The sequence below is a fragment of the Terrabacter sp. 2YAF2 genome, assembly GCF_052114705.1.
Lineage (GTDB): Bacteria > Actinomycetota > Actinomycetes > Actinomycetales > Dermatophilaceae > Terrabacter.
Genome location: NZ_JBFRFG010000004.1, coordinates 168144 through 190698, shown reverse-complemented (window position 1 = coordinate 190698; position 22555 = coordinate 168144). Strand labels below are relative to the sequence as shown.

Below are 22555 nucleotides of genomic sequence, written 5' to 3'. Positions count from 1 at the left end.
ACCGCCGAAGGTTCAGGGCGAGGCGGAGCGGCGACCTCCGGCCTCCGGTGCGCCGGCGGCACGGCCCTCGCGACGGTGTCGCCCGCGCAGGTCGAGAGCGCTCGCGAGCAGGGCCCCGGCCACGAGAGCGGCTGCCACGCGCAGCGCAGCGGACGCGTCGAGTCCCGCGCCGGCAGCAACGCCGGAGTAGAAGACCGCACCGACGAGCGCGATCCCGGCAGCCGTGCCGATGCGTTGACCCGTCTGGAGGAGCCCTCCGGCGGTGCCGGCCCGCTCGACGGGGACCTTGGCGACGGTCAGGGTGATGTTGGGTGAGATGACGAGGCCGCTGCCGATGCCGGCGACGAGCAGGGGGCCGGCGAGCCACCAGCCGAGCGACGAGTCGTGGACGGTGGCCAGGACCACATCGACGGCGGTGATGCCCACGAGCACGATGACGAGCCCGCCGGTGACCAGCGACCGTTCGAACCGGTTGACGAGGCGTCCGCCGATCGCGGAGGTGACCGCCGATCCTGCCGCGAACGGGGTCACCGCCAGACCGGCGAGCAGCGGCGTGTAGCCGAGGCGTTCCTGGAAGAAGATCGTCAGCACGAAGAAGATGCCGGTGAATCCGGCGAAGTAGATGGTGCCGACCGCGGCGCCCGAGGCGTAGCCCGGGACCCGGAAGAGGGCCAGGTCGACGAGGGGGCTCCGACCTCGCCGGGTGTAGGAGCGCTCCCACCCGAAGAAGGCGCCGAGGAAGGCCAGCCCGACGACCGCGACCCACCACGGCACGCCCGCGCCACCGCGACCCGTCTCGACGACGGGCAGCAGGATGCCGAGCACGCCGGCGCCGAGCAGCACCACACCGACGGGGTCGGCGTCGATCCGGCGGCTGTGGTCGCGGACGGGCGGGGCGGGCAGCCACCGCATCGCGAGCACGACGGCGGCCACGGCGATGGGGAGGTTGACGAAGAAGATCCACCGCCAACCGCTCTGCTCGCCCAGCCCGTCGAGGATGACCCCACCGACGACGGGACCCACCGCCGTGGAGATCCCGATCGTGGCACCGAGCAGGCCGAAGGCGCGTCCGCGTTCAGGGCCGCGGAAGAGCTGCTGGATCAGGCCCGATACCTGCGGGTTGAGGATCCCGCCCGCGGCCCCCTGGACGAGCCTGGCCACGACGAGCAGCGCGCTGGTGGGTGCCAGACCACAGCCGAGGCTGGCGAGGCCGAAGAGCACGACACCGACGACGAAGACGGTGCGCCGGCCCAGGACGTCTCCGATGCGCCCCGAGGGCACGAGAGTCAGGCCGAAGGCCAGGGCGTACCCGGACACGACCCACTGCAGGTCGCTCGGCGTGGCGTCCACGCCCTTCTGGATCGACGGGAGGGCGACGTTGACGATGCTGACGTCGAGCAGCGTCATGAAACCGGCCACGAGGCATACCCACAGCGCCTTCCAGCGGCGCGGGTCGGGGCTCTGCGGCCCGCCGTCGTCCGGGACGGACGGTCGTGCAGCCTGTGGCGTGGCGCGTGGTGTGGACCGGTCGACGGGGTCGTCGGTGGGATGCTCCGTGCCGGCGCGGTCCCCGGTCACGATCCGAGGATCCCGGTCGTCGCGTCGTCGCGCCGGCCCTCGAAGAAGTGCTCCAGCACGCGGGCGAAGGGGTCGGCCTCGACCGAGTCGCCCGCGGCACGCTCGAAGAGCGTCATCGACGAGCGAAGCTTGACTGCGTCCACGGTGCCGAGCACGTGGACCGCATCCTCGGTCTCGAGGGCGTCGAGGGCCTCGGCGCACTCGCGCAGCCGGGGTCCGAGGACCGGGTGGCGCAGGTAGGCGCGTGCCTCGGAGAGCCCGGACACGGCATACCGCTGGGCCGTCTCGCTGCGGCCGAGGCCGGCGACCTGCGGGAACACGAACCACATCCAGTGCCCGCGCTTGGAACCCGCCCGCAGCTCGGCCAGGGCGGAGGTGTACGTGCCCGCGGAGTCCTGGGCGCGCACGAACCGTTCGAGGTCGGGGACGTTCTCGGTCATGGTCCAGTCGTACCCGACGCGGGAGCGTGAGGGACGGTCCGCTCGCGCATCGAGGAAACGCGCGGCGCCGTCCGGGTGCGTCGCACCCGGACGGCCGGGAAAGGTGGTCGGTCCTGCAGTTCACGTCACTTGAGGACGACGACCTTGTGCATCCCCATGATCGCGTGCGGCATACCGGTCACGTCGTCGGCCACGAAACACTGCATCACGTACGTGCCCGGGGGCATGTCGTAGGTCAGCGTCGCATGGGTGCCCGCAGACAGGACGTCGAGCCCGAAGGTCGGCCCGTCCAACGCGAACGGCGGCGGGGTCATCACTCCGGAGTCGTAGTACGCCTGGATCTCCTTGTCGGTCGTCCCCTTCTTGACCGGCGAGAACTGCGCGATGTGGATCGTGTCAGCGACGTTGCGGAAGGTGACGCTGCCCTTGGCCGGCAGGTGGCTCGGACCCACGAAGCGATCTGCCGAGGTGAGCCAGACGGTCGGCGTGTGCCATCCCGAGCCGTCCTCGCCGGTCGAGCTGTCCCGCCCGCTGTCGCGCACGACGAATTTCGTCAGGGCGGGGTCGGGCGGTCCGGACGGTCCCATGGACCCGAAGAAGTTCCCGAGGTCCATCAGGTAGTAGGTGCCGGGACGCAGGTCCACCCGGACTGAGATCGGGTAGCCCTTCTGGACGTCGGCCAAGCCGGTCGCGCTGATGTCCCGGTTGAGCCCTCGGGTGCCTTTGGCGGCAGTCGCCGGGTCCGACGAGAACTCGTTGGCGAGGTCAGCCTTGAACGTGTTGACGGTGGCCTTCCCCAGGAGGCGGAAGAGGGTGATCTGGCTCCCGCCGGGACCGGAGTTCGTGGTGGACTCACGGAAGGAGACTGGACCTTCGTCGACGCGCCAGCGGCTGAGCGACACGTGGGAACCGTCCCCGGTGACCCAGACCGTGGTGACGTGCGGGTGATCGGCTTGGTTGGCCGAGGCGCTCCCGGCGGCGGCCACCGGCACAGCCGCGGCCAGCGCGAGGGCGGCAAGAGTGGAAACGAGTCTTCTCACGACATACCCCTCTGGCAAGAACGGTCCCGGCCTGCCCGGGGCCGTCTCTTAGCGTGAACCGACCTGAGCCTGCCCGGATCCACCGTTTGGCGTATGCCACGTCCGCCGATCCGGGGCATCGCGGACTTCCGGGGTCTGACGTCGCCCGGCCCTCGGCATCGCGTGGCTGGACGCCGACCACTGTGCCCCCACTGCCGTTGCGCTGGTGACCGGTGACCATGGGGATGGCTGCAGGGACGCTCATGGGATCATGCTCGCTGTGACCTGCCTGCCCCGTCGGCGACGGGGCCCCGCAGGTGAGAGCATCCGAGACCGCGGTCTCGTCGCCACCCATTCGTTGCTCAGCACGAGCGCTCGGTTCGAGTGCTCAGAACGAGAAGGATCATCATGACCTCGCAGTCGATCACCCCAACCGGCCGCCCAGCGCCTTCCCAGGCCCATGCCCACGCGGACCGCTCGTCGGTCAGCTCGTGTCCCGGGGGTGGCCTGTGAGCGCGGGCGGCGGCCGCCGGCAGCAGTCCCGTGGCCGGGGGCGCGGCTCTCGACGGTCCCAGGACCTGCCCGCACTGGCCCGCGACGGGCTGCGGATCGTTCCGCTGGGGGGCCTGGGTGAGATCGGCCGCAACATGACGGTCTTCGAGCACGCCGGCCGGCTGCTCGTCGTCGACTGCGGCGTCCTCTTTCCCGAGGAGCACCAGCCGGGCGTCGACGTGATCCTGCCGGACTTCTCCTGGATCCGCGACCGTCTCGACAAGATCGACGCCATCGTGCTCACGCACGGCCACGAGGACCACATCGGCGGCGTGCCCTACCTGCTGCGCGAGCGGCCGGACATCCCCGTCGTCGGCTCTCGTCTCACGCTCGCCTTCCTCGAAGCGAAGCTCCAGGAGCACCGCATCACCCCCGTCACCGTGCGGGTGAGCGAGGACGACCGGCGCACGTTCGGGCCCTTCGACTGCGAGTTCGTCGCCGTCAACCACTCGATCCCCGACGGGCTCGCCGTTGCGATCCGTACTGCCGCGGGCCTCGTGCTGCACACCGGTGACTTCAAGATGGACCAGTTCCCGCTCGACGGCCGGGTGACCGACCTGCGCGCCTTCGCGCGGCTCGGGGAGGAGGGCGTCGACCTCTTCCTCACCGACTCGACGAACGCAGAGGTCCCTGGCTTCACCGTCTCCGAGGGCGAGCTGTCCCCAGCGATCGAGGCCGTGTTCCGGACGACACCCGGTCGGGTCATCGTGTCGAGCTTCGCCAGCCACGTGCACCGCATCCAGCAGGTGCTCGACGCGGCCCGCGACCACGGGCGGAAGGTTGCCTTCGTCGGCCGCTCGATGGTGCGCAACATGGCCATCGCAGCCGACCTCGGCTACCTCACCATCCCCAAGGGCCTGGTCGTCGACCTCAAGCAGCTCGAGCGGCTGCCCGCGGACCAGATCACCCTGATCTGCACCGGGTCACAGGGGGAGCCGCTCGCCGCGCTGTCGCGGATGGCGAGGCGCGACCACCCCATCCGCGTCACCGAGGGCGACACGGTGCTGCTCGCCAGCTCTCTCATCCCCGGCAACGAGAACGCGATCTACCGCGTCATCAACGAGCTCACCCGCTGGGGCGCCAACGTCGTCCACAAGGGCAACGCCAAGGTCCATGTCTCCGGTCACGCCAGCGCCGGCGAGCTTGCCTACTGCTACAACATCGTCCAGCCCTCCAGCGTGCTCCCCGTCCACGGGGAGTGGCGCCACCTGCGGGCCAACGCCGACATCGCCATCCGCACCGGCGTCGAGCCCAAGCGGGCGCTCATCGGCCACGACGGCGCCGTGATCGACCTCGTCGACGGCCAGGCGACCATCGTCGGCACCGTCCCGGCCGGGCTCGTCTACGTCGACGCCATGAGCGTCGGTGGAGCGACGGAGGAGTCGCTGCACGTGCGCCGGACCCTCGCCGAGGAGGGCGTCATCACCATCGTCTGCATCGTCGACCCGGACACGGGCAAGCTCACCGAGGAGCCCGACTACCTCGTCCACGGGTTCGAGCACGAGCCCGGTGACTTCGCCAAGGCCACGCCGGCGATCCAGAAGGCACTGACCACCGCGACCAAGGAGGGCATCGAGGACATCGAGCAGGTGGAGGAGGTCGTGCGCCAGGCGATGTCCACCTGGGTGCACCGGAACGCTCGACGAAGCCCCCTCATCATCCCCGTCATCGTCGACGCCTGAGCACCCGCGGCAACCAGCGAGGCCCTGACCACATCTCTGTAGGTCAGGGCCTCGCTGCAGAGCCCAGGCCCGTGTCGACGGCCGGCGGTGCGGTTGAACGGTCTTCCACCAGGGCTGGTCCGTGTGCCGGCGACGTGGTTGATGACGACGTTGACTGATGCACCATCTGAGTCTGTATGCGTGCCGGTCGACGGCTCCACTCAGGCCTGCAGGGTGGCTAGTGCCTCGAAGTTCTCATACAGCGCGGCCTCTCCGTGCTTCTCGCGCAGCTTCAGGGCGGCCGGCCCGACGCGGGACCACAGCCCGGACACCCAGAGCCAGTCCAGCACAAGGTCAGTGTCCAAGAGGCCGTTCTTCGTGAGCGTCCCGATGGTCTCGCCCCAGTTGAGGATCCGGGACACCAAGACGTCATCGGTCGTCGCCGTTACCGGGTCGAAGTCGTCTGCCCACACCGCGTGCTGGGCCTCCTCGATCCCCATCGTGGAACCCCACTGCGCCACTTGCACAAGCAGCGCGCCGTCTTCGCGATTTGCCACGTGACCCTCCCTGGTCCAGGCGCTTCTGTGGACAGCCACGCTACTCTCGGGTCCGTCGCCTGGCCCGGCTTTGTCAAGCGCAGACTGTGCGCCGGAGGGACCGCCGCCGCAGCCCTCGTCGTCGTCGCACTCAAGCAGCTGAGACATCACTCGCCGGAAGTCGGCGCCGACGCTGACTGTGGGCGGACGCAGACGAGTCCGCCCGCGCTGCCGTTGCAGTGATGCTGGCAGCACGAGCGGACTCGCTGGATTCCCCATCTTGAGGACCAGGTGCGGACTAGAAGGCCAACGTCGTGGCCTTTCGACAGGTAAAGGACTCGTCCTGCTCAGATGTCGCTGGGCTTCTCGTTCGACATCTGACTCCGCTTCGATCCATCAGATGTCGAAGTACATCTCGAACTCGTGCGGGTGCGGACGGAAGCGGATCGGGTCCACCTCGTTCTTGCGCTTGTACTCGATCCAGGCCTCGATGAGGTCCTGCGTGAAGACGTCGCCCTCGAGGAGGTAGTCGTGGTCGGCCTCGAGGGCGTTGAGCACCTCGGGAAGCGAGCCGGGCACCTGCTCGATCGCGGCGTGCTCCTCGGGCGGCAGCTCGTAGAGGTCCTTGTCGACCGGCTCGGGGGGCTCGATGCGGTTCTTGATGCCGTCCAGACCCGCCATGAGCTGCGCGGCGAAGCACAGGTACGGGTTGGCCGACGGGTCGGGGACGCGGAACTCGATGCGCTTGGCCTTGGCCGACGTGCCGGTGATCGGGATGCGCACGCACGCCGAACGGTTCCGGGCGGAGTAGACCAGGTTGACCGGGGCCTCGTAGCCGGGGACCAGGCGGTGGTAGGAGTTCACCGTCGGGTTGGTGAAGGCGAGTAGCGACGGGGCGTGCTTGAGCAGGCCGCCGATGTACCAGCGCGCGAGGTCGGACAGGCCGCCGTAGCCGCGCTCGTCGTAGAAGAGCGGCTCGCCGTCCTTCCAGAGCGACTGGTGCGTGTGCATGCCCGAGCCGTTGTCACCGAAGAGCGGCTTCGGCATGAAGGTCGCGGTGTGACCCTGCTTCCACGCCGAGTTCTTGACGACGTACTTGAACTTCATGAGGTCGTCGCCGGAGTGCAGCAGCGTGTTGAAGCGGTAGTTGATCTCCATCTGGCCCGCGGTGCCGACCTCGTGGTGGCTGCGCTCGACGTTGAGACCGACCTCCTTGAGCTCGAGGCAGATCTTGTCGCGGAAGTCGGCGAAGTGGTCGACGGGGGAGACTGGGAAGTAGCCGCCCTTGTAGCGGGTCTTGTAGCCCTTGTTGCCGCCCTCCTCCTCGCGACCGGTGTTCCACGCGGCCTCGACGGAGTCGATGAAGTAGTAGCCGGCGTTCTGCTTCGTCTCGAAGCGCACGTCGTCGAAGACGTAGAACTCGGCCTCTGCGCCGAAGTAGGCGGTGTCGGCGATCCCGGTGGACTTGAGGTACTCCTCGGCCTTGCTCGCGATGTTGCGCGGGTCGCGGCTGTAGCGCTCGTCCGTGAAGGGGTCGAGGATCGAGAAGTTCATGACCAGCGTCTTCTCGACGCGGTACGGGTCGATGAACGCGGTGGCGGGGTCGGGCACGAGCTTCATGTCCGACTCGTGGATCGCCTGGAAGCCGCGGATCGAGGACCCGTCGAACATCTGCCCGACGGTGAAGAAGTCCTCGTCGACCGACTCAGCCGGCACGTTGAAGTGCTGCATGACACCGGGCAGATCGCAGAACCGAATGTCGACGAACTTGACGTCCTCGTCCTTGATGAACGTGAGGACCTCGTCAGCTGAGCTGAACATCCAACCTCCTGATGTGGGGCGAGGTCGTCCTCCGGTCGTGGTCTGGCGAGCACCACGGATCGAGGGACGGCCTCGTGCTGTCGTCGACGACACTACCGACTGGCGATTTCTCGGCCATGACCCGCATGTTTCGCGGGTGTTACGGATGGGCAGGCCCGGTCAAAGAGCCCGGACCAGGTCTCGTTACGCTGGTGCCGTGGTGGACCGCAAGGACTTCGGCTCATGGCTCCAGGGCCCCCGAGAGCGTACGAGCGCCGATGGGCAGTACCGCGGGCGCGACCTGGGGTTGCCGCCGCGAGGACCCGGGTCGGTGGCCGGCTTCGGGATCCGCGTCGTCGGCGTGCTCATCGACTGGGGGATCGCGTCCGTCATCGCGCGAGGCCTCTTCGGCGTGCCGCTGCCGTTCTCGCAGCCGCCGGCGTCGGGGAGCCAGGGCTTCGTGGTGCTCGCCGTCTTCGGGGTCATGCACCTGCTGCTCGTGGGCACGGTCGGCTTCACCATCGGCCACCGGATCATGGGCCTGCAGGTCCGCTCGCTCGGCGGCAGCGGTCGCGTCCTCCCGCTCCAGGCCCTGACGCGCACCCTGCTGCTCTGCGCCTTCATCCCCGCCGTCGTCTGGGACCGCGACGGTCGAGGCCTCCACGACAAGGTGCCGGGCACCGTCATCGTCCGCACCCGCTGACCGTCGACAGAGCACTTCCCCCGAGCGCCCCAGCCAAGCGAAAGAGCAGTTCGTCCGTTCGGACGAACTGCTCTTTCGATTGCTGGGGAGCGTCAGCTCAGGTGCAGCTCAGGCGCGGCGTTCGGGCCGGTTCACTTGCCGCGCAGGGCCTTCCGGTCCATGCGGGCGCGCATCGGGTCGACGCCGGGCGGCAGGGGAGCGCGGAGGCCACCGAGCGCCTTGAGGCGCTTGTTGACCAGAGCCATCTCGTCCTTGGTGATCTGCGGCTTGAGGCGCTGGACCTTGCTCGCGAGCTTCGGCAGCGGGACCTCGTTCTCGCCCGACCCGACGCGCATCGTCGTGACCGGGACGCCGGGCGCGACGCGCTCGACGCGCTTCTTCTCGGCGGCGAGCAGCTTCTGGACGCGGGCCGTGGGGCCTTCCCCGACGAGGACGACACCGGGACGGCCCAGCGCGCGGTAGACCATGGCTGCGGAGTTGATGTCGCCGGGACGGGCGACGTCGGCGGCGACGGGCTCGCGATCGGTGTACCAGCCACGACGGATCGACGTCAGGGCAGCCCCGGCGGCGCCGGCCTGCCCCTCGATCTGGCTGTAGGCGGCCCGCTCGGCGCGCCGGCTCATGATGATCGTTGCGGCGAGGACGCCGAAGAGCACGCCGAAGATGCCGAAGATCCACGGCAGCTTCACGAGGAAGCCGATGACGAGCAACACCCCGAAGACGACGAGGAACGACAGCAGCATGAACCAGCCGATGACCGGGTCAGCTTCCTTGGAGACCCGGTAGACGTCACGGATCTGGGACAGCCGTCCCTGCTTCTTCTCCTGGGGCGCGCTGCTCGCGTCGCCGTCCTTGTTGCGTGCCATGGTGCTCAGGATACGGCGCTCTGGGCGCGGGCCACCAACGACGCCGCCTCCTGGCGGGCGGGCGACTCGGCGGCCTCTGCGAGGTGCGAGAGGTGCGCGGGGATCTCGCGTCCCCACTTGCGCATCGCGGTGGCCCAGAGGCGGCCCGCGCGGTACGACGAGCGCACGAGCGGTCCGGCCATGACGCCCTTGAAGCCCATCTCCTCGGCGACCTCGGACCAGTGCACGAACTCCTCGGGCTTGACCCATCGGTCGATGGGGTGGTGCAGCTTCGAGGGACGGAGGTACTGCGTGATCGTGAGGATGTCGCAGCCGGCGTCGTGCAGGTCGCGGATGGCCTCCTCGATCTCGGTGTCGGTCTCGCCCATGCCGAGGATGAGGTTGGACTTGGTGACCAGCTCCGCCTCACGCGCCATGGTCAGCACGGCGAGCGACTTCTCGTAGGTGAACGCCGGACGGATGCGCTTGAAGATCCGCGGCACGGTCTCGAGGTTGTGGGCGAAGACCTCGGGCCGTGCGTCGAAGACCTGGCCGACGAGCTCGGGCTTGGCACCGAAGTCCGGCGGGAGGATCTCGACGCCCGTGTTGGGGTTGAGCAGGTGGATCTGGCGGATCGTCTCCGCGTACAGCCCGGCGGCGCCGTCGGGCTGGTCGTCGCGCGCGACGCCGGTCACGGTCGAGTAGCGCAGCCCCATCCGGGCCACGGACTCGGCCACGCGGCGCGGCTCGTCGAGGTCGAGGGACGTGGGGCGCCCCGTCGCGATGTCGCAGAAGTCGCAGCGCCGGGTGCAGACGTCACCACCGATGAGGAAGGTGGCCTCCTTGTCCTCCCAGCACTCGAAGATGTTGGGGCAACCGGCCTCCTGGCACACCGTGTGCAGGCCCTCGGACTTCACCATCGAGTGCAGAGCGGTGTACTCCGGCCCCATCTTGGCGGTCGTGCGGATCCAGGACGGTTTGCGTTCGATGGGGGTCTCGGCGTTGCGCGCCTCGACGCGCAGCAGACGACGGCCGTCGGGAACGACAGACACACGGGCTCCTTGGTGGGTTGGACTGCTCAGCACAGGTTACGCCCACCCGCCCACAAGGCTGGACAGCCGGGATGTGTCCACACGCCAGCGGACGGCATACGACCACAGACGTATGCCGTCCGCCCGGGACGCGTGGGTCAGCCGACGTCGCGGCGGCGGAAGACGGCCAGAGCGGCGGCGACGCCGACGACGGAGAGCACGAGCAGGTAGACCCAACCGTGGGTGTAGGCGAGCGACATCGACCGCCCCTGGCAGCCGTCGGGACCGCACGACTCCACGAAGTACGTGGCGCCCTTGCCCACGAAGGCGTCGACGTTGAGACGCACGAGCCACGGCTGCAGCGCTCCGCCCTGCACGCCGTTGGCGATGAACCCCTCGACGAGCACGGCATACCCCGCGACGATCCCGATGACGCCGGCGGTGGCGCGCGCGAGCAGCCCCAGCACGGCGCCCCCGAGCCCGCCGAGGGCGATGACGACCACCACCCGCAGCAGTGCCAGTGACAGGGGGTCGTCGGGGGTCGCGGCTGCCTCGGGGAGGTTGAGCGAGGCTTCGGGACGGTTGAGCGTCGTGACGACGAAGGCGCCGAGCGCCGCGAGGCCGACGGCAACGGCGCCGAGGCCGAGACCTCCGAGGGCGGCGACGACCAGCTTCGAGGCCGCCACGCGCAGCCGCTGCGGGCAGAACGTCAGCCACGTCCCCATGGCGCCCGAGGCGAACTCGGCCGCGACGAAGCTCGCCCCGAGGAGGAAGGCGAGGAAGCCGAAGAGGTAGACGCCGTCCCGCGCGATGCTGCGGGTCATCTCGGTGCGGGAGGTGTTGACGAGCCCGAACTGCGAGAGGGTCGGCGGTCGGTTCATCTGGTCGCAGCCCAGGTCGGCGCTCGGGTCGCTCGCCCGGGCCTGCGCCTGCTGCTTGCGGCAGTCGTCGAGCTGCGCCTGGCGCTCGGCCGCCGGCATGGCGTCGAGCTGCTGCTTCATGTCGGTGACCATCCGGTTGTAGTCGGCGACGCGCTGGGCGATGGTCGCCGGCCGGCTGTCCTGGAACGCCGTGAAGGAGGCGAAGCCGACGAAGAGCACGATCGCGACGAGGACCATGCGGGCGAGCCGGCGCCACCAGAGGCGGCGCAGCTCGACACCGACGAGCCCGGTGAACGTCGTGCCGCGCGGCCGCATCGCGGGGGAGGTGCGCCGGTCGTCGCGGACGAGGGCGTGCTGGCTCATGCCGCACCTCCCGTCGCGAGGCCGCCGGCTTCTCGGTCGGCCGCCGAGCCGAGCCCCTCGTCGGCGGTGAGCGCGAGGAAGACGGCCTCGAGGTCCGCGCGGAGCGGCGCCAGCTCGCTGACGTAGAGGCCGTGGCCGGCGAGCGCGCGGGTGACTGCCGACGGGTCTGTGGCGGCGACGATGAGGTGCTCGCCGTCGCGCTGCACGCCGAACCCGTCACCCTCGAGGATCGTGGCCGCGCGCTCGGGGGACGCGACCCCCACCCGCACCTGGGCGGTGGACGTGCTGCCGAGGATGTCGCTGACGCTCCCCTCGGCGAGCAGGGATCCGTGCCCGATGATCGACGCGGTGTCGGCCACCTGCTCCACCTCGCTCAGCAGGTGGGAGCTGACGAGCACGGTCTTGCCCTGGGCCCCCAGGGACCTCATCGTGTCGCGCACCTCGCGGATGCCGGCGGGGTCGAGCCCGTTGGTCGGCTCGTCGAAGATGAGCAGGTCGGGGTCTTTGAGCAGCGTCGCCGCGATGGCCAGGCGCTGCTTCATGCCGAGCGAGTAGCCCGCGAAACGGTCGCGGCCACGGTCCCCGAGGTGGGTGGCCTCGAGTACCTCGTCGACCCGGGGGAGCGGGGTGCCGATGGCGTCGGCGAGCAGTCGCAGGTTCTGGCGGCCGGTGAAGGAGGGGAAGAACTTCGGCGCCTCGACGATGGCGCCCACGCGGTCGACGACCTTCGGCAGGTGTCGTGGCACCGTCTGCCCGAGCACCTCCGCGGTGCCGGAGTCGGGCCGCACGAGCCCCAGCAGCATCCGGATCGTCGTCGTCTTGCCCGACCCGTTGGGGCCGAGGAAGCCGTGGACACCCCCCAGGGGCACCGTCATGGACAGGCCCTGAACCGCGACCCGGCGGCGGCCTCGACTGAGATAGGTCTTGCGCAGGCTGCTGGTGCGGACGGCGACGTCCATCGATCTCCCCCTGAGAGTCGGCTGTGAGGCACACCCTAGGGGTCGGAGGTGACGCTGTCAGGTCAGGACGCGCCGGTTCGGCTGGAGCGTCGGGAGGATGTCGGCCAGGTGCTTCTCGACGTGCGGGATCACCTCGGTGACGGGCACGTCGCGACCGAGCTCGAACGACAGGGAGGTGACGCCGGCGCCGACGATGCCGCACGGGATGATGACCTCACCCCACGACAGGTCGGGGTTGCAGTTGAGCGCGAAGCCGTGCATCGCGACTTGGCGGCTGACGCGGATGCCGATGGCGCCGATCTTGCGCCGCGGTCCGCGGTCGTCCGCCGCGATCCACGTGCCGCTCTCGCCCTCGACCCGACCGGCCTCGACGCCGAAGTCCGCGCAGACCCGGATCATCATCTCCTCGATGTGCCGGACGTAGCCGACGACGTCGATCGGCGCCGGGAGGCGGACGATGGGGTAGCCGGTGATCTGTCCCGGTCCGTGCCAGGTGATCTTCCCGCCGCGGTCGACGTCGATGACCGGCGTGCCGTCGGTGGGGCGCTCCTGCGGCTCGGTGCGCTTGCCCGCGGTGTAGACCGCGCGGTGCTCGAGGAGGTAGACGGTGTCGGGCTCCTCGCCCGCGACGACCTTCGCGTGGGTGTCGCGCTGGACCTGCCAGGCCTGCTCGTAGTCGACGAAGTCGGGATCGAGGCCCAGGTGGACGAAACGCATGCGGTCACCCTACGCCGGGCGGCATACGATGCCGATGTGCCTGCCACCGACCCGTCCTCGTCCACCCCGCTGCGCGTCGGACTCGTCGGCTACGGCTCCGCGGGCCGCGGCATCCACGCCCCGCTCCTCGTCCGGGCCGGTCTTACCGTGGCCGCCGTGTCGACCTCGAACGCGGCCCGCGCCGACGAGGTCCGCGCCGACCTCCCCGGTGCAGAGGTGGTGCCCGACCTCGAGGCGCTCCTCGGCGTCGACGGTCTCGACCTCGTCGTGCTCGCGTCGCCCAGCGGTGTGCACGCCGACCAGGCGGAGCGGGTCATCGAGGCGGGTCTGCCGCTCGTCGTGGACAAGCCCCTCGCCCTCGACGCGAGTCGCGCCCTCGACGTGCTCGACCAGGCGGCGCACCAGGGGGTCCCCCTGACGGTCTTCAACAACCGGCGGTTCGACCCGGAGCTGGCCGCCCTGCGGATCGTGCGCGACCAGGAGCTCGTCGGCGAGATCTGGCGTGCCGAATACCGTTGGGACCGTTGGCGTCCCGTGCCCAAGCAGCGCTGGCGCGAGCAGGCGCCCGCCGAGGAGGGTGGTGGCCTGCTCCTCGACCTGCACACCCACCTCGTCGACCAGGCCGTGCTGCTGCACGGCGAGGTCGAGTCGGTGTATGCCGAGGTCGACTCGCGCACGACCGTCGCCGAGGACGACACCTTCCTGGCGTGCCGGCACACCTCCGGCGTCGTCAGCCACGTCGTGTCGAGCTCGGTCAACGGCGCCCCCGGGCCGCGCGCCCGCGTCAACGGATCAGCCGGGTCGTTCGTCATCGGGCGACAGTTCGACGACGTCAGCGCGTTCACGGAGTTCGAGAACGACGGCGACGCCGTCGGCTGGATCGTCCGCGGCGACGAGCGCGAGCCCGGTCCCGTGGTGACCGACGCCGACCAGGCGAGCTTCTACCGCGCGGTGGCCGCCGCTCTCGTCTCGGCGGACCCGCAGTCGACGATGCCCGTCGACCCGAGGGACGCGGTCCACGTGCTCGCTGTCGTCGACGCCGCGCGGATCAGTGCCCGCGACCGTCGCGTCGTCGAGGTCGTGACGCCCGGACAGACCCCCTAGCTCGTTCGCGACCCTGCTCCTGCCTGCGTATGCCGTGTGGCGCCACCCCCTGTCACCTGCGTCGTCCTCGCGGCTCGGGACCGTGCCCGGGCGTTCTCGTGCCTGTGGATGACCGGCTCGTGGTGGCCGTCGGGCTGCTTGCATGAGGGGATGACCGACAACGAGCCACCGCGGGACCCGCGGTCTCCGGCACGGCCCGAGATCCCGGGGCACCGTGTCGAGGCCGTGATCGGGACCGGTTCCTCGGCCGTGGTGTGGTCGGGCACCGATGCGTCCGGGCGGCGCGTGGCGATCAAGGTGCCTCACCGGGGCCGCGACGAGATCGACCGGCACCAGGCGATCGCCGAGCAGCAGGTCCTGCTCGCCGTGCAGCACGACCATCTCGTGCCCTTGCGGTCGGTGGTCCCGCTCGCCGACGGCCGCGAGGCGCTGGTCTTCGATCTCGTCCGAGGAGCACAGCTCGTCGGCATGGTGCGCAGCCGCGGTCATCTGCGGCCGGGTGAGGTGGTCACCGTGCTCACCCCCGTGTGCGAGGCCGTCGCCCACCTGCACGCGGCGGGAGGTCTGCACGCCGACATCTCGCCCGCCAACATCACGGTGACCCCCGACGGGCGCCCCGTGCTGCTCGACCTCGGGGCCGCGCGCGTGGCGGGGCGTGAGCCCGGTGCCGTGCACGGCACACCGGGGTTCGTCGCCCCCGAGGTTCGCCTTGGGTCCGAGCCGAACGAGCCCGCCGACGTCTATGCCCTCGGTGCTGTCGCCTGGTTCTGCCTGACCGGCAACGGCGCACCCGACACCATGATCCGCCTCGACCACGAGACGGTCGTCAGCCATGTCGGAGCCGGCCTCGCCGACGTCGTCGCTGCGGCCATCGACCCCGAGCCCGGGCTCCGGCCCGGTGCTGCCGAGCTCGCCCGGCTCTTCTACGACGCGGTCCAGCCCGAACCGGTGGAGGTCGTGGTCGGCTCGGACGAGGCCTCGGCCCTGACCCACCGGCTCCGCGCAGACGCCGGTCGTGACCCCCGCGTCATCCAGCCTCCACGGCGGCGCTGGCCCCGACGGCTCGTCGTCTCGGCCGTCGTCGCGGCTCCGCTGCTGGCCGCAGCCGGCTGGGCGCTGGCGGCACGCGGGCCAGACGTGCGCCCCGTCGCAACCCCAACGGCACCTGTCGCAACCCCACCAGCCCCGGTCCCCACCCGGACGGCAACCGGCCCGGGGGCACCGCCCACACCCGTCGCACCGCCACCCGCGCTACCCGCGCCGAGCGCTGACGGCCGCGTGCTCCGCGACGCGACGAGTCCGGCGGCGCGGACCCAGGAGCTCCTGCAGGCCCTCAGCGACCGCCGCGCCGCCGCGCTGGTCGCTCGGGATCAGGCTGCGCTGGCGGACGTCCACGCACCTGGCTCGCCGAGCCTCGCCAGCGACCGGACCCTCGTCGCAGGGCTCGTGGGCGCGCGCATCCGGTGGGAGGGGCTCCGGCTCGAGGTGGCCGAGGCCCTGTTCGTGTCCGGCTCGCCCTCGGAGGCGGTGGTGCGTGCCCGGGTGGACTGGACGGCATACGTCGTCGTCACGTCCACGGGCGCCCGTCTCGACAGGGCCGCCGACGTGGGGCGTCGGCTCGACTTCCGCATCGTGCGTGGAGCACAGGGGTGGCGGATCAGCGCGATCAGCGCCGCACCAGCCACCTGACCGCGCCCTCGAGGTCGGGGTGCTCGAAGGTGAACCCGGAGGCCAGCAGCGCCTCGGGCTCGACCCGTTGGCTGGCGATGACGTAGTCGGCGAACTCGCCGATGACGGCACGCAACGCGAAGTGGGGCGCCGGGACGAACGCCGGACGAGACAGCGCGGAGCCGATGGCCGACGCGATCTGCCGCTGGCGGGCGGATCCCGGCGCGGCGAGGTTGAACGGTCCGACGAGCTCAGGGCGGTCGATGAGGTGCAGGATGGCCCGCACCTCGTCGACCAGGGTGATCCACGGCCACCACTCGCGGCCCGACGCCATCGGGCCGCCGAGGCCCAGCCGGCCGAGCAGCACCACCTGTTCGAACGCGCCGCCGTGTTGGGCCATGACGAGACCGGTGCGGGCGAACGCCACGGGGAGCCCGGCGTCGACGGCCGGCTGCGCCGCGCCCTCCCAGCGCACGACGACACCCGAGAGGTAGTCCTGGCCCGGCGCGCTCGTCTCCGTGAGGTGCTCCTCGCCGCGGTCGCCGTAGTAGCCGACCGCGGAGGCGTTGACGAGACGGATGGCCACGCCGGTGCGGTCACGGTGCGCGACCAAGGCCTGCGCGACCGTGCCGGTGGCGTCGGTGCGCGACCGCTCGACCTCACGCTTGTGCTCGGCGTTCCAGCGGCGGTCACCGATGCCGACACCGGCGAGGTTGACGACCGCGTCGACCCCGTCCAGCGCCGTTTCGTCGAGGCGCCCACGGGCGGGGTCCCACTGGACCTCGTCCGGGGCGGCGGGGGAGTGACGCACGAGGCGGAGGACCTCGTCACCCCGCTCTGCGAGCGCACGACGAAGCGCGCCGCCGATCAGACCGGACGAGCCGGTGATGGCGACGCGCTTCGTCATGGCGTGCTCCTCATGCGGTGGATCTCAGGCCTCGAACTGGCCCTCTTCGAGCCGGGCCTTCATCGTGCCGAGGAAGCGAGCGGCGTCCGCCCCGTCGACGATGCGGTGGTCGTAGGACAGCGCGAGGTACATCATCGAGCGGATCGCGATGGTCTCGCCGCCGTCGGCGTCGGTGACGACGACGGGGCGCTTGACGATCGCGCCGGTGCCGAGGATGGCCACCTGCGGCTGGTTGATGATCGGCGTGTCGAACAGCGCGCCACGACTACCGGTGTTGGTGATCGTGAAGGTGCCGCCGGCGAGGTCGTCAGGCGTGATCTTGTTGCTGCGCGTGCGCGCGGCGACGTCGGCGATCGCACGGGCGAGGCCGGCGATGTTGAGGTCGCCGGCGTTCTTGACGACCGGGACGATGAGTCCCTTCTCGGTGTCGACCGCGATCGAGAGGTTCTCGCTGCCGTGGTAGACGACCTCGTCGCCCTCGATGCTCGCGTTGACCATCGGGTGCGCCTTGAGGGCCTCGGTGGCGGCGAGCGCGAGGAAGGGCAGGAAGCTGAGCTTGGTGCCCTCGCGGGCCTCGAAGTCGCTCTTCACCTTGGCCCGCAGGCGCGCCACCCTGGTCAGGTCGACCTCGACGACGGTGGTCAGCTGGGCGGAGACCTGCAGCGACTCGACCATGCGCGTGGCGATGACCTTGCGCAGCCTGGTCATCTTCTCCCGGGTGCCACGCTTCGGCGAGACCGACGCCGTCGCACTCGGTGCGGCAGACGCGGCAGGGGCCGCCGGAGCGGCGGAGGCGGCCGGCTGTGCAGCCGGGGCCGGCTCGGCCGGGGCCTTGGCAGCCTCGGCCGCGTCGAGCACGTCCTGCTTGCGGATGCGGCCGCCCACCCCGGTTCCGGTGATGTCGGAGAGGTCGACACCGTGCTGGTTCGCGAGCTTGCGCACGAGCGGCGTGACATAGGCCGCGGCGTCGTCGCGTGACGGTGCCGCGGCGGCCGGTGCGGTCGCCTCGGGGGACTGCTGGGCCGGGGGGCGCTCGGCGTCGGCCGGCTTGCCGGCGGCCTCCTGGGTCGCCTCCTCCGACGTCTCCTGTGCGGGGGCCTTGGGAGCCGCCGGAGCCGCCGGAGCCGCCGGAGCCGCCGGAGCCTCGGCGACGGGCGCCTTCTGGGGCTCGGGCTCAGGTTCGGGCTCGGGGGCCTTCTCGGGCTCGGGCGCGGATGCTGCTGCGGGAGCGCTGCCACCGATGACGGCCAGGTCGGCGCCGACCGGCACCGTGTCGTCCTCCTGGACGAGGATCTTGGTCAGGGTGCCGGCGACCGGCGACGGGATCTCGGTGTCGACCTTGTCGGTCGAGACCTCGAGGAGAGGCTCGTCGACGGCGACCTCGTCGCCCTCGGACTTCAGCCAGCGCGTGACGGTGCCCTCGGTGACCGACTCACCGAGAGCGGGCATCGTGACGGTCTGGCCCTCGCCGCCGGAGGAGGAGGATGCGGCCGCCTGCGGCTGCTCGGCCTGCTGGGCCTCGGGCTCGCTCGTCGCCGCCTGCGGCTCCTGCTCGGTGCTCGGTGCCTCGGGCGCCGGGGCAGCCGCCGCCTCGGGGGCCTGCTCGGGCTCCGGCTGCGCCTCGGCGGCCGGGGTCTCGCCACCGGAGGCCGGCGCGCTGCCGTCTCCGATGACGGCGAGGTCGGCGCCGACGGGGACGGTGTCGTCCTCCTGGGCGAGGATCTCCTGGAGGGTGCCCGCCACGGGGGAGGGGATCTCGGTGTCGACCTTGTCCGTCGAGACCTCGAGCAGCGGCTCGTCGACCTCGATGCGGTCACCGACGTTCTTCAGCCAGCGGGTGACGGTCCCCTCGGTGACTGACTCACCCAGGGCCGGCATGGTCACGCGTTCTGACATGACGTGTTTTCTCCTCTTCCCAGTTTCTGGCTCAAGCGTGTGCGTGCAGGGGCTTACCCGCCAAGGCCAAGTGTGCCTCGCCGAGAGCCTCGTTCTGTGTGGGGTGTGCGTGGATGAGACCGGCGACGTCCTCCGGGTGTGCCTCCCAGTTGACGATGAGCTGTGCCTCGCCGATCTGCTCACCCATCCGGGCACCGATCATGTGGACGCCGACGACGGGTCCGTCGACCTGGCGCACGAGCTTGACGAAGCCCTGGGTGCCGAGGATCTGGGACTTGCCGTTGCCGCCGAGGTTGTACTCGTACGTCGCGACGTCACCGTGCTTCTCGCGCGCCTGGGCCTCGGTCAGGCCGACGCTCGCGATCTCGGGGTCGCAGTACGTGACACGCGGGATGCCGCTCTCGACGATGGGTGCCGGTCCGAGACCGGCGATCTCCTCGGCGACGAAGATGCCCTGGGCGAAGCCGCGGTGCGCGAGCTGGAGGCCGGGGACGATGTCGCCGACGGCGTAGACCCCGTCGACGTTGGTGCGCAGGCGCTCGTCGGTGGGCACGAAGCCGCGGTCGACAATGACTCCGGCCTCCTCGTAGCCGAGCCCGTCGGTGACGGGCCCACGGCCGACGGCGACGAGCAGCAGGTCGGCCTCGATGGTCTCGCCCGACTCCAGGGACACGGTGACCACGTCGCCGTGCTGGCTCGCGCCGGCGAAGCGGACGCCGGTCTTGAACGAGATCTTGCGCTTGCGGAACGACCGTTCGAGCTGCTTGCTGATGGTCTCGTCCTCGGCGGCGACCAGTCGGGGCAGCGCCTCGACGATCGTCACCTCGGAGCCGAAGCTCCGGAAGACGGAGGCGAACTCGACGCCGATGACGCCGCCGCCCAGCACGACGACGCGCGCCGGCACGTGGTCGATGGCAAGGGCCTGCTCACTCGTCATGATGCGGCCGCCGATCTCGAGACCGGGCAACGACTTCGCGTAGCTGCCCGTCGCGAGCACGACGTTGCGCCCGGTGAGCCGGCGGTCACCCACGACCACGGTGTGCGGGCCGTCGAGGACGCCCGCGCCCTCGACGTAGTCGATGGTGGCAGCCTTGACGAGGCCCTGGAGACCCTTGTGCAGTCGGGAGACGACACCGTCCTTGTAGGCGTTGACGCCAGTCATGTCGACGGACTCGAAGGTCGTCTTGACCCCGAACTGCGCACCCTCACGCGCGACGTCGGCGACCTCGGCGGCGTGGAGCAGTGCCTTGGTGGGGATGCAGCCCTGGTGCAGGCACGTGCCCCCCAGCTTGCCCTTCTCGACGAGTGCCACCGAGAGCCCCAGCTCTGCCGACCGGAGGGCGCAGGCGTAGCCGCCCGACCCCCCACCGAGGATGACGACGTCGTAGTCGCTGGCGGCATCAGCCGACATGTGGATGTGCTCCTTCGGGGTGGATCGTCCGCTCCTGCCGTCGTGCGGCAGCCGAACGGGGGACGTGCGGGAGTACGCGCGAGTGAGCGTACGGCCGGTCGTGCAACAGCATCTTGTCATTGATCCTGTGAGACGGCACAGGCAGGTCGTCGCGCCCGCGCGTGCTGCGCCCGTGTGCACGCGGCGACCACGTACAGTGCCGACATGGGCTGGTTCTCACGACGCGGCGGCCGCAAGGGCGACACGCGTCCCGGCCGTTCTGACGGGCCGAAGATGGAGATCGACCGCAAGGCGGTCGAGCAGCACCTGCGGTCGTTCGTCGAGTCCCGTCTCGGGGTCGAGGCCTACGTCGAGCCCGCCACCAGCGTCACGCCGACGACGATCGTGCTCATCGCCTGGGACGGCGAGTGGACGCGCCGCGCGGTGGCCTCGCCCAGGGACGGGTTCGAGATCAGCCACAAGCTCGGCGTTCCCGTCTACGACGTCAACCAGACCGGCTACCCGAACCGGATGCGTGAGTGGAGCAAGCGCCGTCGGCAGGGGGACGCCTGACCGAGTGACACGCCCGCACGGCGACGTGGCGACGCGGCATACGGCCTCGTCGGCTCGCTTGTCGGTTGGGCGCAGAGGAAAGAGAGTGGACCGGGCCCCGGTTCGCTGACAGGGTGAAAGATGTTCAGTCCGTGCCGGATCCGGCGCCGCAGCACACAGGAGGTTCTCGAATGTCGAAGCAGGATGGCGCATCCAGCGGTCCGAGCGAGGAGATGAAGGCCAAGTTCCGGGCCGCCCTCGACAAGAAGCACGCGCACGGTGGCAAGGACGTCTCCGACGACCACGACCACTCCAAGGTGCACGGGGCGCACGGCCCCGCCAAGGCCCAGCAGATGTTCCGTCGCAAGTCCGGCGGCTGACCGACCCTGGTAGCCGAAGAGGCCACGTTCCCTGCGGAACGTGGCCTCTTCGCGCGAGACGAGCTGGAACGCCTCAGACGTAGGACTCGGCGAGCCCTACCAGGGTGCGCACGCCGAAGCCCGTGCCGCCCTTGGGCCAGTAGCCCGTCGGCGCCTTGTCGTTGAAGGCGGGCCCGGCGATGTCGAGGTGGCTCCACGGGATGCCCTCGCCGACGAACTCGGACAGGAAGATGCCGGCCGTCAGCATGCCGCCCTCGACGCCACCCTTGTGCGCCAGGTCGGCGTTGATGGACTCGAGGGCCGGACGCAGCTCCTGGGGCAGGGGCATCGGCCACATCGCCTCGCCCACCGCCGCCGCCGCCTCGAGCACCCGGGTGCGGAAGGCGTCGTCGTTGCCCATGACGGCCCCGGTGTTGGCGAGCGCGACGACCTGGGCGCCGGTCAGGGTCGCGATGTCGACGATCGCGTCGGGCTTGGTCTCCGACGCGAGGGCGATGCAGTCACCGAGCACCATGCGCCCCTCGGCGTCGGTGTTGAGCACCTCGACGGTCTTGCCGCCGCGCATCGTCACGACGTCGCTCGGGCGCTGCGCCGTCGAGCTCGGCATGTTCTCGGCCAGGCCGAGGTAGCCCGTGACGGCGATGGGCAGACCGAGCTCGGCGATGGCCAGGACGGCTCCTGCGACCGCGGCGGCCCCGGCCATGTCGCACTTCATCGTCAGCATGCCGTTCGCGGGCTTGATGCAGAGGCCGCCCGAGTCGAACGTGATGCCCTTGCCGACGAACGCGATGGACGCCTTGGCCCGGGCCGGGGCGTAGCTGAGGACGGCGATCCTCGGGTCGTTGGCCGAACCCTGGCCCACGCCCACGGTGCCTCCGAAGCCACCGGCCCGCAGCGCCTTCATGTCGTAGGACTTGAGCTTGACCTTGGTGCCCTTGACGCGGTCGGCGAGCGAGTCGACGAACGTCTCCGGGTAGAGCAGGTTCGGCGGGAGGTTGACGAGGTCGCGGGTGTACGCGACGGCCTCGCCGAGCGCCGCAGCACGCTTGACGGCCTTGCGCGAGGCTGCGTCGGCGGGACCGACGAGCGCGACCGAGGCGACGGCGTCGGTGCTCGTCGTGCCCGCCTTGGACACGGCATACGCCCCGAGGGCCACGCCCTCGGCCACGGCGGAGACGACCTCGACCGAGGTGCCCGGCACGATGACGGCGACCTTCTTCTTCTTGCTCAGGGAGCGGATCGCGCCGCCGATGCCCTTCCGGACGTCCTCCAGGGCGCCCGTTTCGCTGGAGAGGGCCCCGACACCGGCGAGCACGACGAGCTTCGCCGCGACGTCCGGCACGGCGGCGAGGGTCGTCACCTCGCCGACCTTGCCGGCCAGCTCGAGGTCTGCGATGACGGACTTGAGGTGTGACACCGACTTGCGAGGCAGGCCGTGGCCGGGCGCCAGCATCGCACCGCCTTCACCCGGCACGAGCGCCGCGACGAGGGCGTCGGCCGGGGTGTCGGCGGCCGAGCGGTTCGAGATGGTCAGGTTGGCCACGAGGGACTCCTTTGTCGAGGTGCTTGCGGG

Annotated in this window: 20 protein-coding genes; 6 read left to right on the top strand and 14 right to left on the bottom strand. The window is 70.7% G+C overall.

Features of this window, described 5'->3' with window-relative positions:
• Positions 1-12: 12 nt before the first annotated feature.
• The 3 genes from AB4030_RS06260 to AB4030_RS06250 all read right to left on the bottom strand — a co-directional run bounded on the left by AB4030_RS06260 (position 13) and on the right by AB4030_RS06250 (position 3058).
• Positions 13-1578 (bottom strand): MFS transporter, encoded by a 1566-nt coding sequence (locus AB4030_RS06260; RefSeq protein WP_442278337.1) that lies wholly within the window; start codon positions 1576-1578, stop codon positions 13-15.
• The gene (locus AB4030_RS06255; RefSeq protein ID WP_442278336.1) at positions 1575-2018 is read right to left on the bottom strand and encodes a DUF1810 domain-containing protein; all 444 of its coding nucleotides are present in this window, start codon (positions 2016-2018) and stop codon (positions 1575-1577) included. Before AB4030_RS06255 ends, AB4030_RS06260 begins: the two co-directional genes overlap by 4 nt.
• A 125-nt stretch (positions 2019-2143) precedes the next feature.
• Positions 2144-3058, bottom strand: a complete 915-nt coding sequence (locus AB4030_RS06250; RefSeq protein ID WP_442278335.1) for a hypothetical protein — start codon at positions 3056-3058, stop codon at positions 2144-2146.
• A 626-nt stretch (positions 3059-3684) separates the two neighbouring features.
• Between AB4030_RS06250 and AB4030_RS06245 the strand changes: the two genes are divergently transcribed.
• Positions 3685-5271: a ribonuclease J gene (locus tag AB4030_RS06245; protein WP_442278399.1), complete on the top strand. Its 1587-nt coding sequence runs from the start codon at positions 3685-3687 to the stop codon at positions 5269-5271.
• Positions 5272-5471: 200 nt separating this feature from the next.
• Here the strand turns inward: AB4030_RS06245 and AB4030_RS06240 are convergent, their stop codons facing one another.
• Together AB4030_RS06240 and glnA are read right to left on the bottom strand one after the other, a co-directional pair.
• A complete protein-coding gene (locus AB4030_RS06240) occupies positions 5472-5954 on the bottom strand; it encodes a DUF4760 domain-containing protein (RefSeq protein ID WP_442278334.1) in 483 nt (160 codons plus the stop codon).
• A gap of 228 nt (positions 5955-6182) precedes the next feature.
• On the bottom strand, positions 6183-7607 hold the full coding sequence (gene glnA, locus AB4030_RS06235; protein WP_442278333.1) for a type I glutamate--ammonia ligase: 1425 nt from the start codon (positions 7605-7607) through the stop codon (positions 6183-6185).
• Positions 7608-7803: 196 nt separating this feature from the next.
• On the opposite strand from glnA, the gene AB4030_RS06230 reads away from it, so the two are divergent.
• Positions 7804-8289: an RDD family protein gene (locus AB4030_RS06230; RefSeq protein ID WP_442278332.1), complete on the top strand. Its 486-nt coding sequence runs from the start codon at positions 7804-7806 to the stop codon at positions 8287-8289.
• Between the two features lie 131 nt (positions 8290-8420).
• On the opposite strand, the gene AB4030_RS06225 is transcribed toward AB4030_RS06230, so the two are convergent.
• From AB4030_RS06225 to lipB, 5 genes are all read right to left on the bottom strand, one after another.
• Positions 8421-9155, bottom strand: a complete 735-nt coding sequence (locus tag AB4030_RS06225) for a DUF4191 domain-containing protein (RefSeq protein ID WP_442278331.1) — start codon at positions 9153-9155, stop codon at positions 8421-8423.
• Positions 9156-9160: 5 nt separating this feature from the next.
• Positions 9161-10186: a lipoyl synthase gene (gene lipA, locus AB4030_RS06220; RefSeq protein WP_442278330.1), complete on the bottom strand. Its 1026-nt coding sequence runs from the start codon at positions 10184-10186 to the stop codon at positions 9161-9163.
• A 137-nt stretch (positions 10187-10323) separates the two neighbouring features.
• Complete coding sequence (locus AB4030_RS06215; RefSeq protein ID WP_442278329.1) at positions 10324-11409, bottom strand: hypothetical protein; 1086 nt, start codon at positions 11407-11409, stop codon at positions 10324-10326.
• A complete protein-coding gene (locus AB4030_RS06210; protein WP_442278328.1) occupies positions 11406-12368 on the bottom strand; it encodes an ABC transporter ATP-binding protein in 963 nt (320 codons plus the stop codon). Before AB4030_RS06210 ends, AB4030_RS06215 begins: the two co-directional genes overlap by 4 nt.
• Before the next feature lie 57 nt (positions 12369-12425).
• The gene (gene lipB, locus AB4030_RS06205; protein ID WP_442278327.1) at positions 12426-13085 is read right to left on the bottom strand and encodes a lipoyl(octanoyl) transferase LipB; all 660 of its coding nucleotides are present in this window, start codon (positions 13083-13085) and stop codon (positions 12426-12428) included.
• Positions 13086-13121: 36 nt separating this feature from the next.
• Here lipB and AB4030_RS06200 point away from each other — a divergent pair, with 36 nt between their 5' ends.
• Both AB4030_RS06200 and AB4030_RS06195 read left to right on the top strand, forming a co-directional pair.
• Positions 13122-14189 (top strand): Gfo/Idh/MocA family protein, encoded by a 1068-nt coding sequence (locus tag AB4030_RS06200; protein WP_442278326.1) that lies wholly within the window; start codon positions 13122-13124, stop codon positions 14187-14189.
• A gap of 150 nt (positions 14190-14339) precedes the next feature.
• On the top strand, positions 14340-15878 hold the full coding sequence (locus tag AB4030_RS06195; protein WP_442278325.1) for a serine/threonine-protein kinase: 1539 nt from the start codon (positions 14340-14342) through the stop codon (positions 15876-15878).
• Here AB4030_RS06195 and AB4030_RS06190 read toward each other — a convergent pair.
• Genes AB4030_RS06190 through lpdA form a run of 3 tightly spaced genes read right to left on the bottom strand, consistent with a single transcriptional unit; the run spans position 15856 to position 20071 of the window.
• Positions 15856-16764 (bottom strand): TIGR01777 family oxidoreductase, encoded by a 909-nt coding sequence (locus tag AB4030_RS06190; protein WP_442278324.1) that lies wholly within the window; start codon positions 16762-16764, stop codon positions 15856-15858. The two genes, AB4030_RS06195 and AB4030_RS06190, sit on opposite strands and share 23 nt — an antisense overlap.
• Before the next feature lie 24 nt (positions 16765-16788).
• Positions 16789-18660: a 2-oxoglutarate dehydrogenase, E2 component, dihydrolipoamide succinyltransferase gene (sucB, locus tag AB4030_RS06185; RefSeq protein ID WP_442278323.1), complete on the bottom strand. Its 1872-nt coding sequence runs from the start codon at positions 18658-18660 to the stop codon at positions 16789-16791.
• Positions 18661-18691: 31 nt separating this feature from the next.
• Positions 18692-20071: a dihydrolipoyl dehydrogenase gene (lpdA, locus tag AB4030_RS06180; protein ID WP_442278322.1), complete on the bottom strand. Its 1380-nt coding sequence runs from the start codon at positions 20069-20071 to the stop codon at positions 18692-18694.
• A gap of 204 nt (positions 20072-20275) precedes the next feature.
• Between lpdA and AB4030_RS06175 the strand changes: the two genes are divergently transcribed.
• Positions 20276-20623 carry a hypothetical protein gene (locus AB4030_RS06175; RefSeq protein WP_442278321.1) on the top strand — a complete coding sequence of 116 codons (348 nt, stop codon included), beginning with the start codon at positions 20276-20278 and terminating at the stop codon, positions 20621-20623.
• Positions 20624-20793: 170 nt separating this feature from the next.
• On the top strand, positions 20794-20982 hold the full coding sequence (locus tag AB4030_RS06170; protein ID WP_442278320.1) for a DUF5302 domain-containing protein: 189 nt from the start codon (positions 20794-20796) through the stop codon (positions 20980-20982).
• A 73-nt stretch (positions 20983-21055) separates the two neighbouring features.
• Here AB4030_RS06170 and AB4030_RS06165 read toward each other — a convergent pair whose 3' ends face one another.
• Complete coding sequence (locus AB4030_RS06165; RefSeq protein ID WP_442278319.1) at positions 21056-22525, bottom strand: leucyl aminopeptidase; 1470 nt, start codon at positions 22523-22525, stop codon at positions 21056-21058.
• Positions 22526-22555 lie beyond the last annotated feature (30 nt).

Coding starts and splice junctions, on each gene's coding strand:
- AB4030_RS06255 (WP_442278336.1), bottom strand. CDS start 2,018: ATGACCGAGAACGTCCCCGACCTCGAACGGTTCGTGCGCGCCCAGGAC.
- AB4030_RS06245 (WP_442278399.1), top strand. CDS start 3,685: ATGACGGTCTTCGAGCACGCCGGCCGGCTGCTCGTCGTCGACTGCGGC.
- AB4030_RS06240 (WP_442278334.1), bottom strand. CDS start 5,954: ATGTCTCAGCTGCTTGAGTGCGACGACGACGAGGGCTGCGGCGGCGGT.
- glnA (WP_442278333.1), bottom strand. CDS start 7,607: ATGTTCAGCTCAGCTGACGAGGTCCTCACGTTCATCAAGGACGAGGAC.
- AB4030_RS06225 (WP_442278331.1), bottom strand. CDS start 9,155: ATGGCACGCAACAAGGACGGCGACGCGAGCAGCGCGCCCCAGGAGAAG.
- AB4030_RS06215 (WP_442278329.1), bottom strand. CDS start 11,409: ATGAGCCAGCACGCCCTCGTCCGCGACGACCGGCGCACCTCCCCCGCG.
- AB4030_RS06210 (WP_442278328.1), bottom strand. CDS start 12,368: ATGGACGTCGCCGTCCGCACCAGCAGCCTGCGCAAGACCTATCTCAGT.
- lipB (WP_442278327.1), bottom strand. CDS start 13,085: ATGCGTTTCGTCCACCTGGGCCTCGATCCCGACTTCGTCGACTACGAG.
- AB4030_RS06195 (WP_442278325.1), top strand. CDS start 14,340: ATGACCGACAACGAGCCACCGCGGGACCCGCGGTCTCCGGCACGGCCC.
- AB4030_RS06190 (WP_442278324.1), bottom strand. CDS start 16,764: ATGACGAAGCGCGTCGCCATCACCGGCTCGTCCGGTCTGATCGGCGGC.
- sucB (WP_442278323.1), bottom strand. CDS start 18,660: ATGTCAGAACGCGTGACCATGCCGGCCCTGGGTGAGTCAGTCACCGAG.
- lpdA (WP_442278322.1), bottom strand. CDS start 20,071: ATGTCGGCTGATGCCGCCAGCGACTACGACGTCGTCATCCTCGGTGGG.
- AB4030_RS06175 (WP_442278321.1), top strand. CDS start 20,276: ATGGGCTGGTTCTCACGACGCGGCGGCCGCAAGGGCGACACGCGTCCC.
- AB4030_RS06170 (WP_442278320.1), top strand. CDS start 20,794: ATGTCGAAGCAGGATGGCGCATCCAGCGGTCCGAGCGAGGAGATGAAG.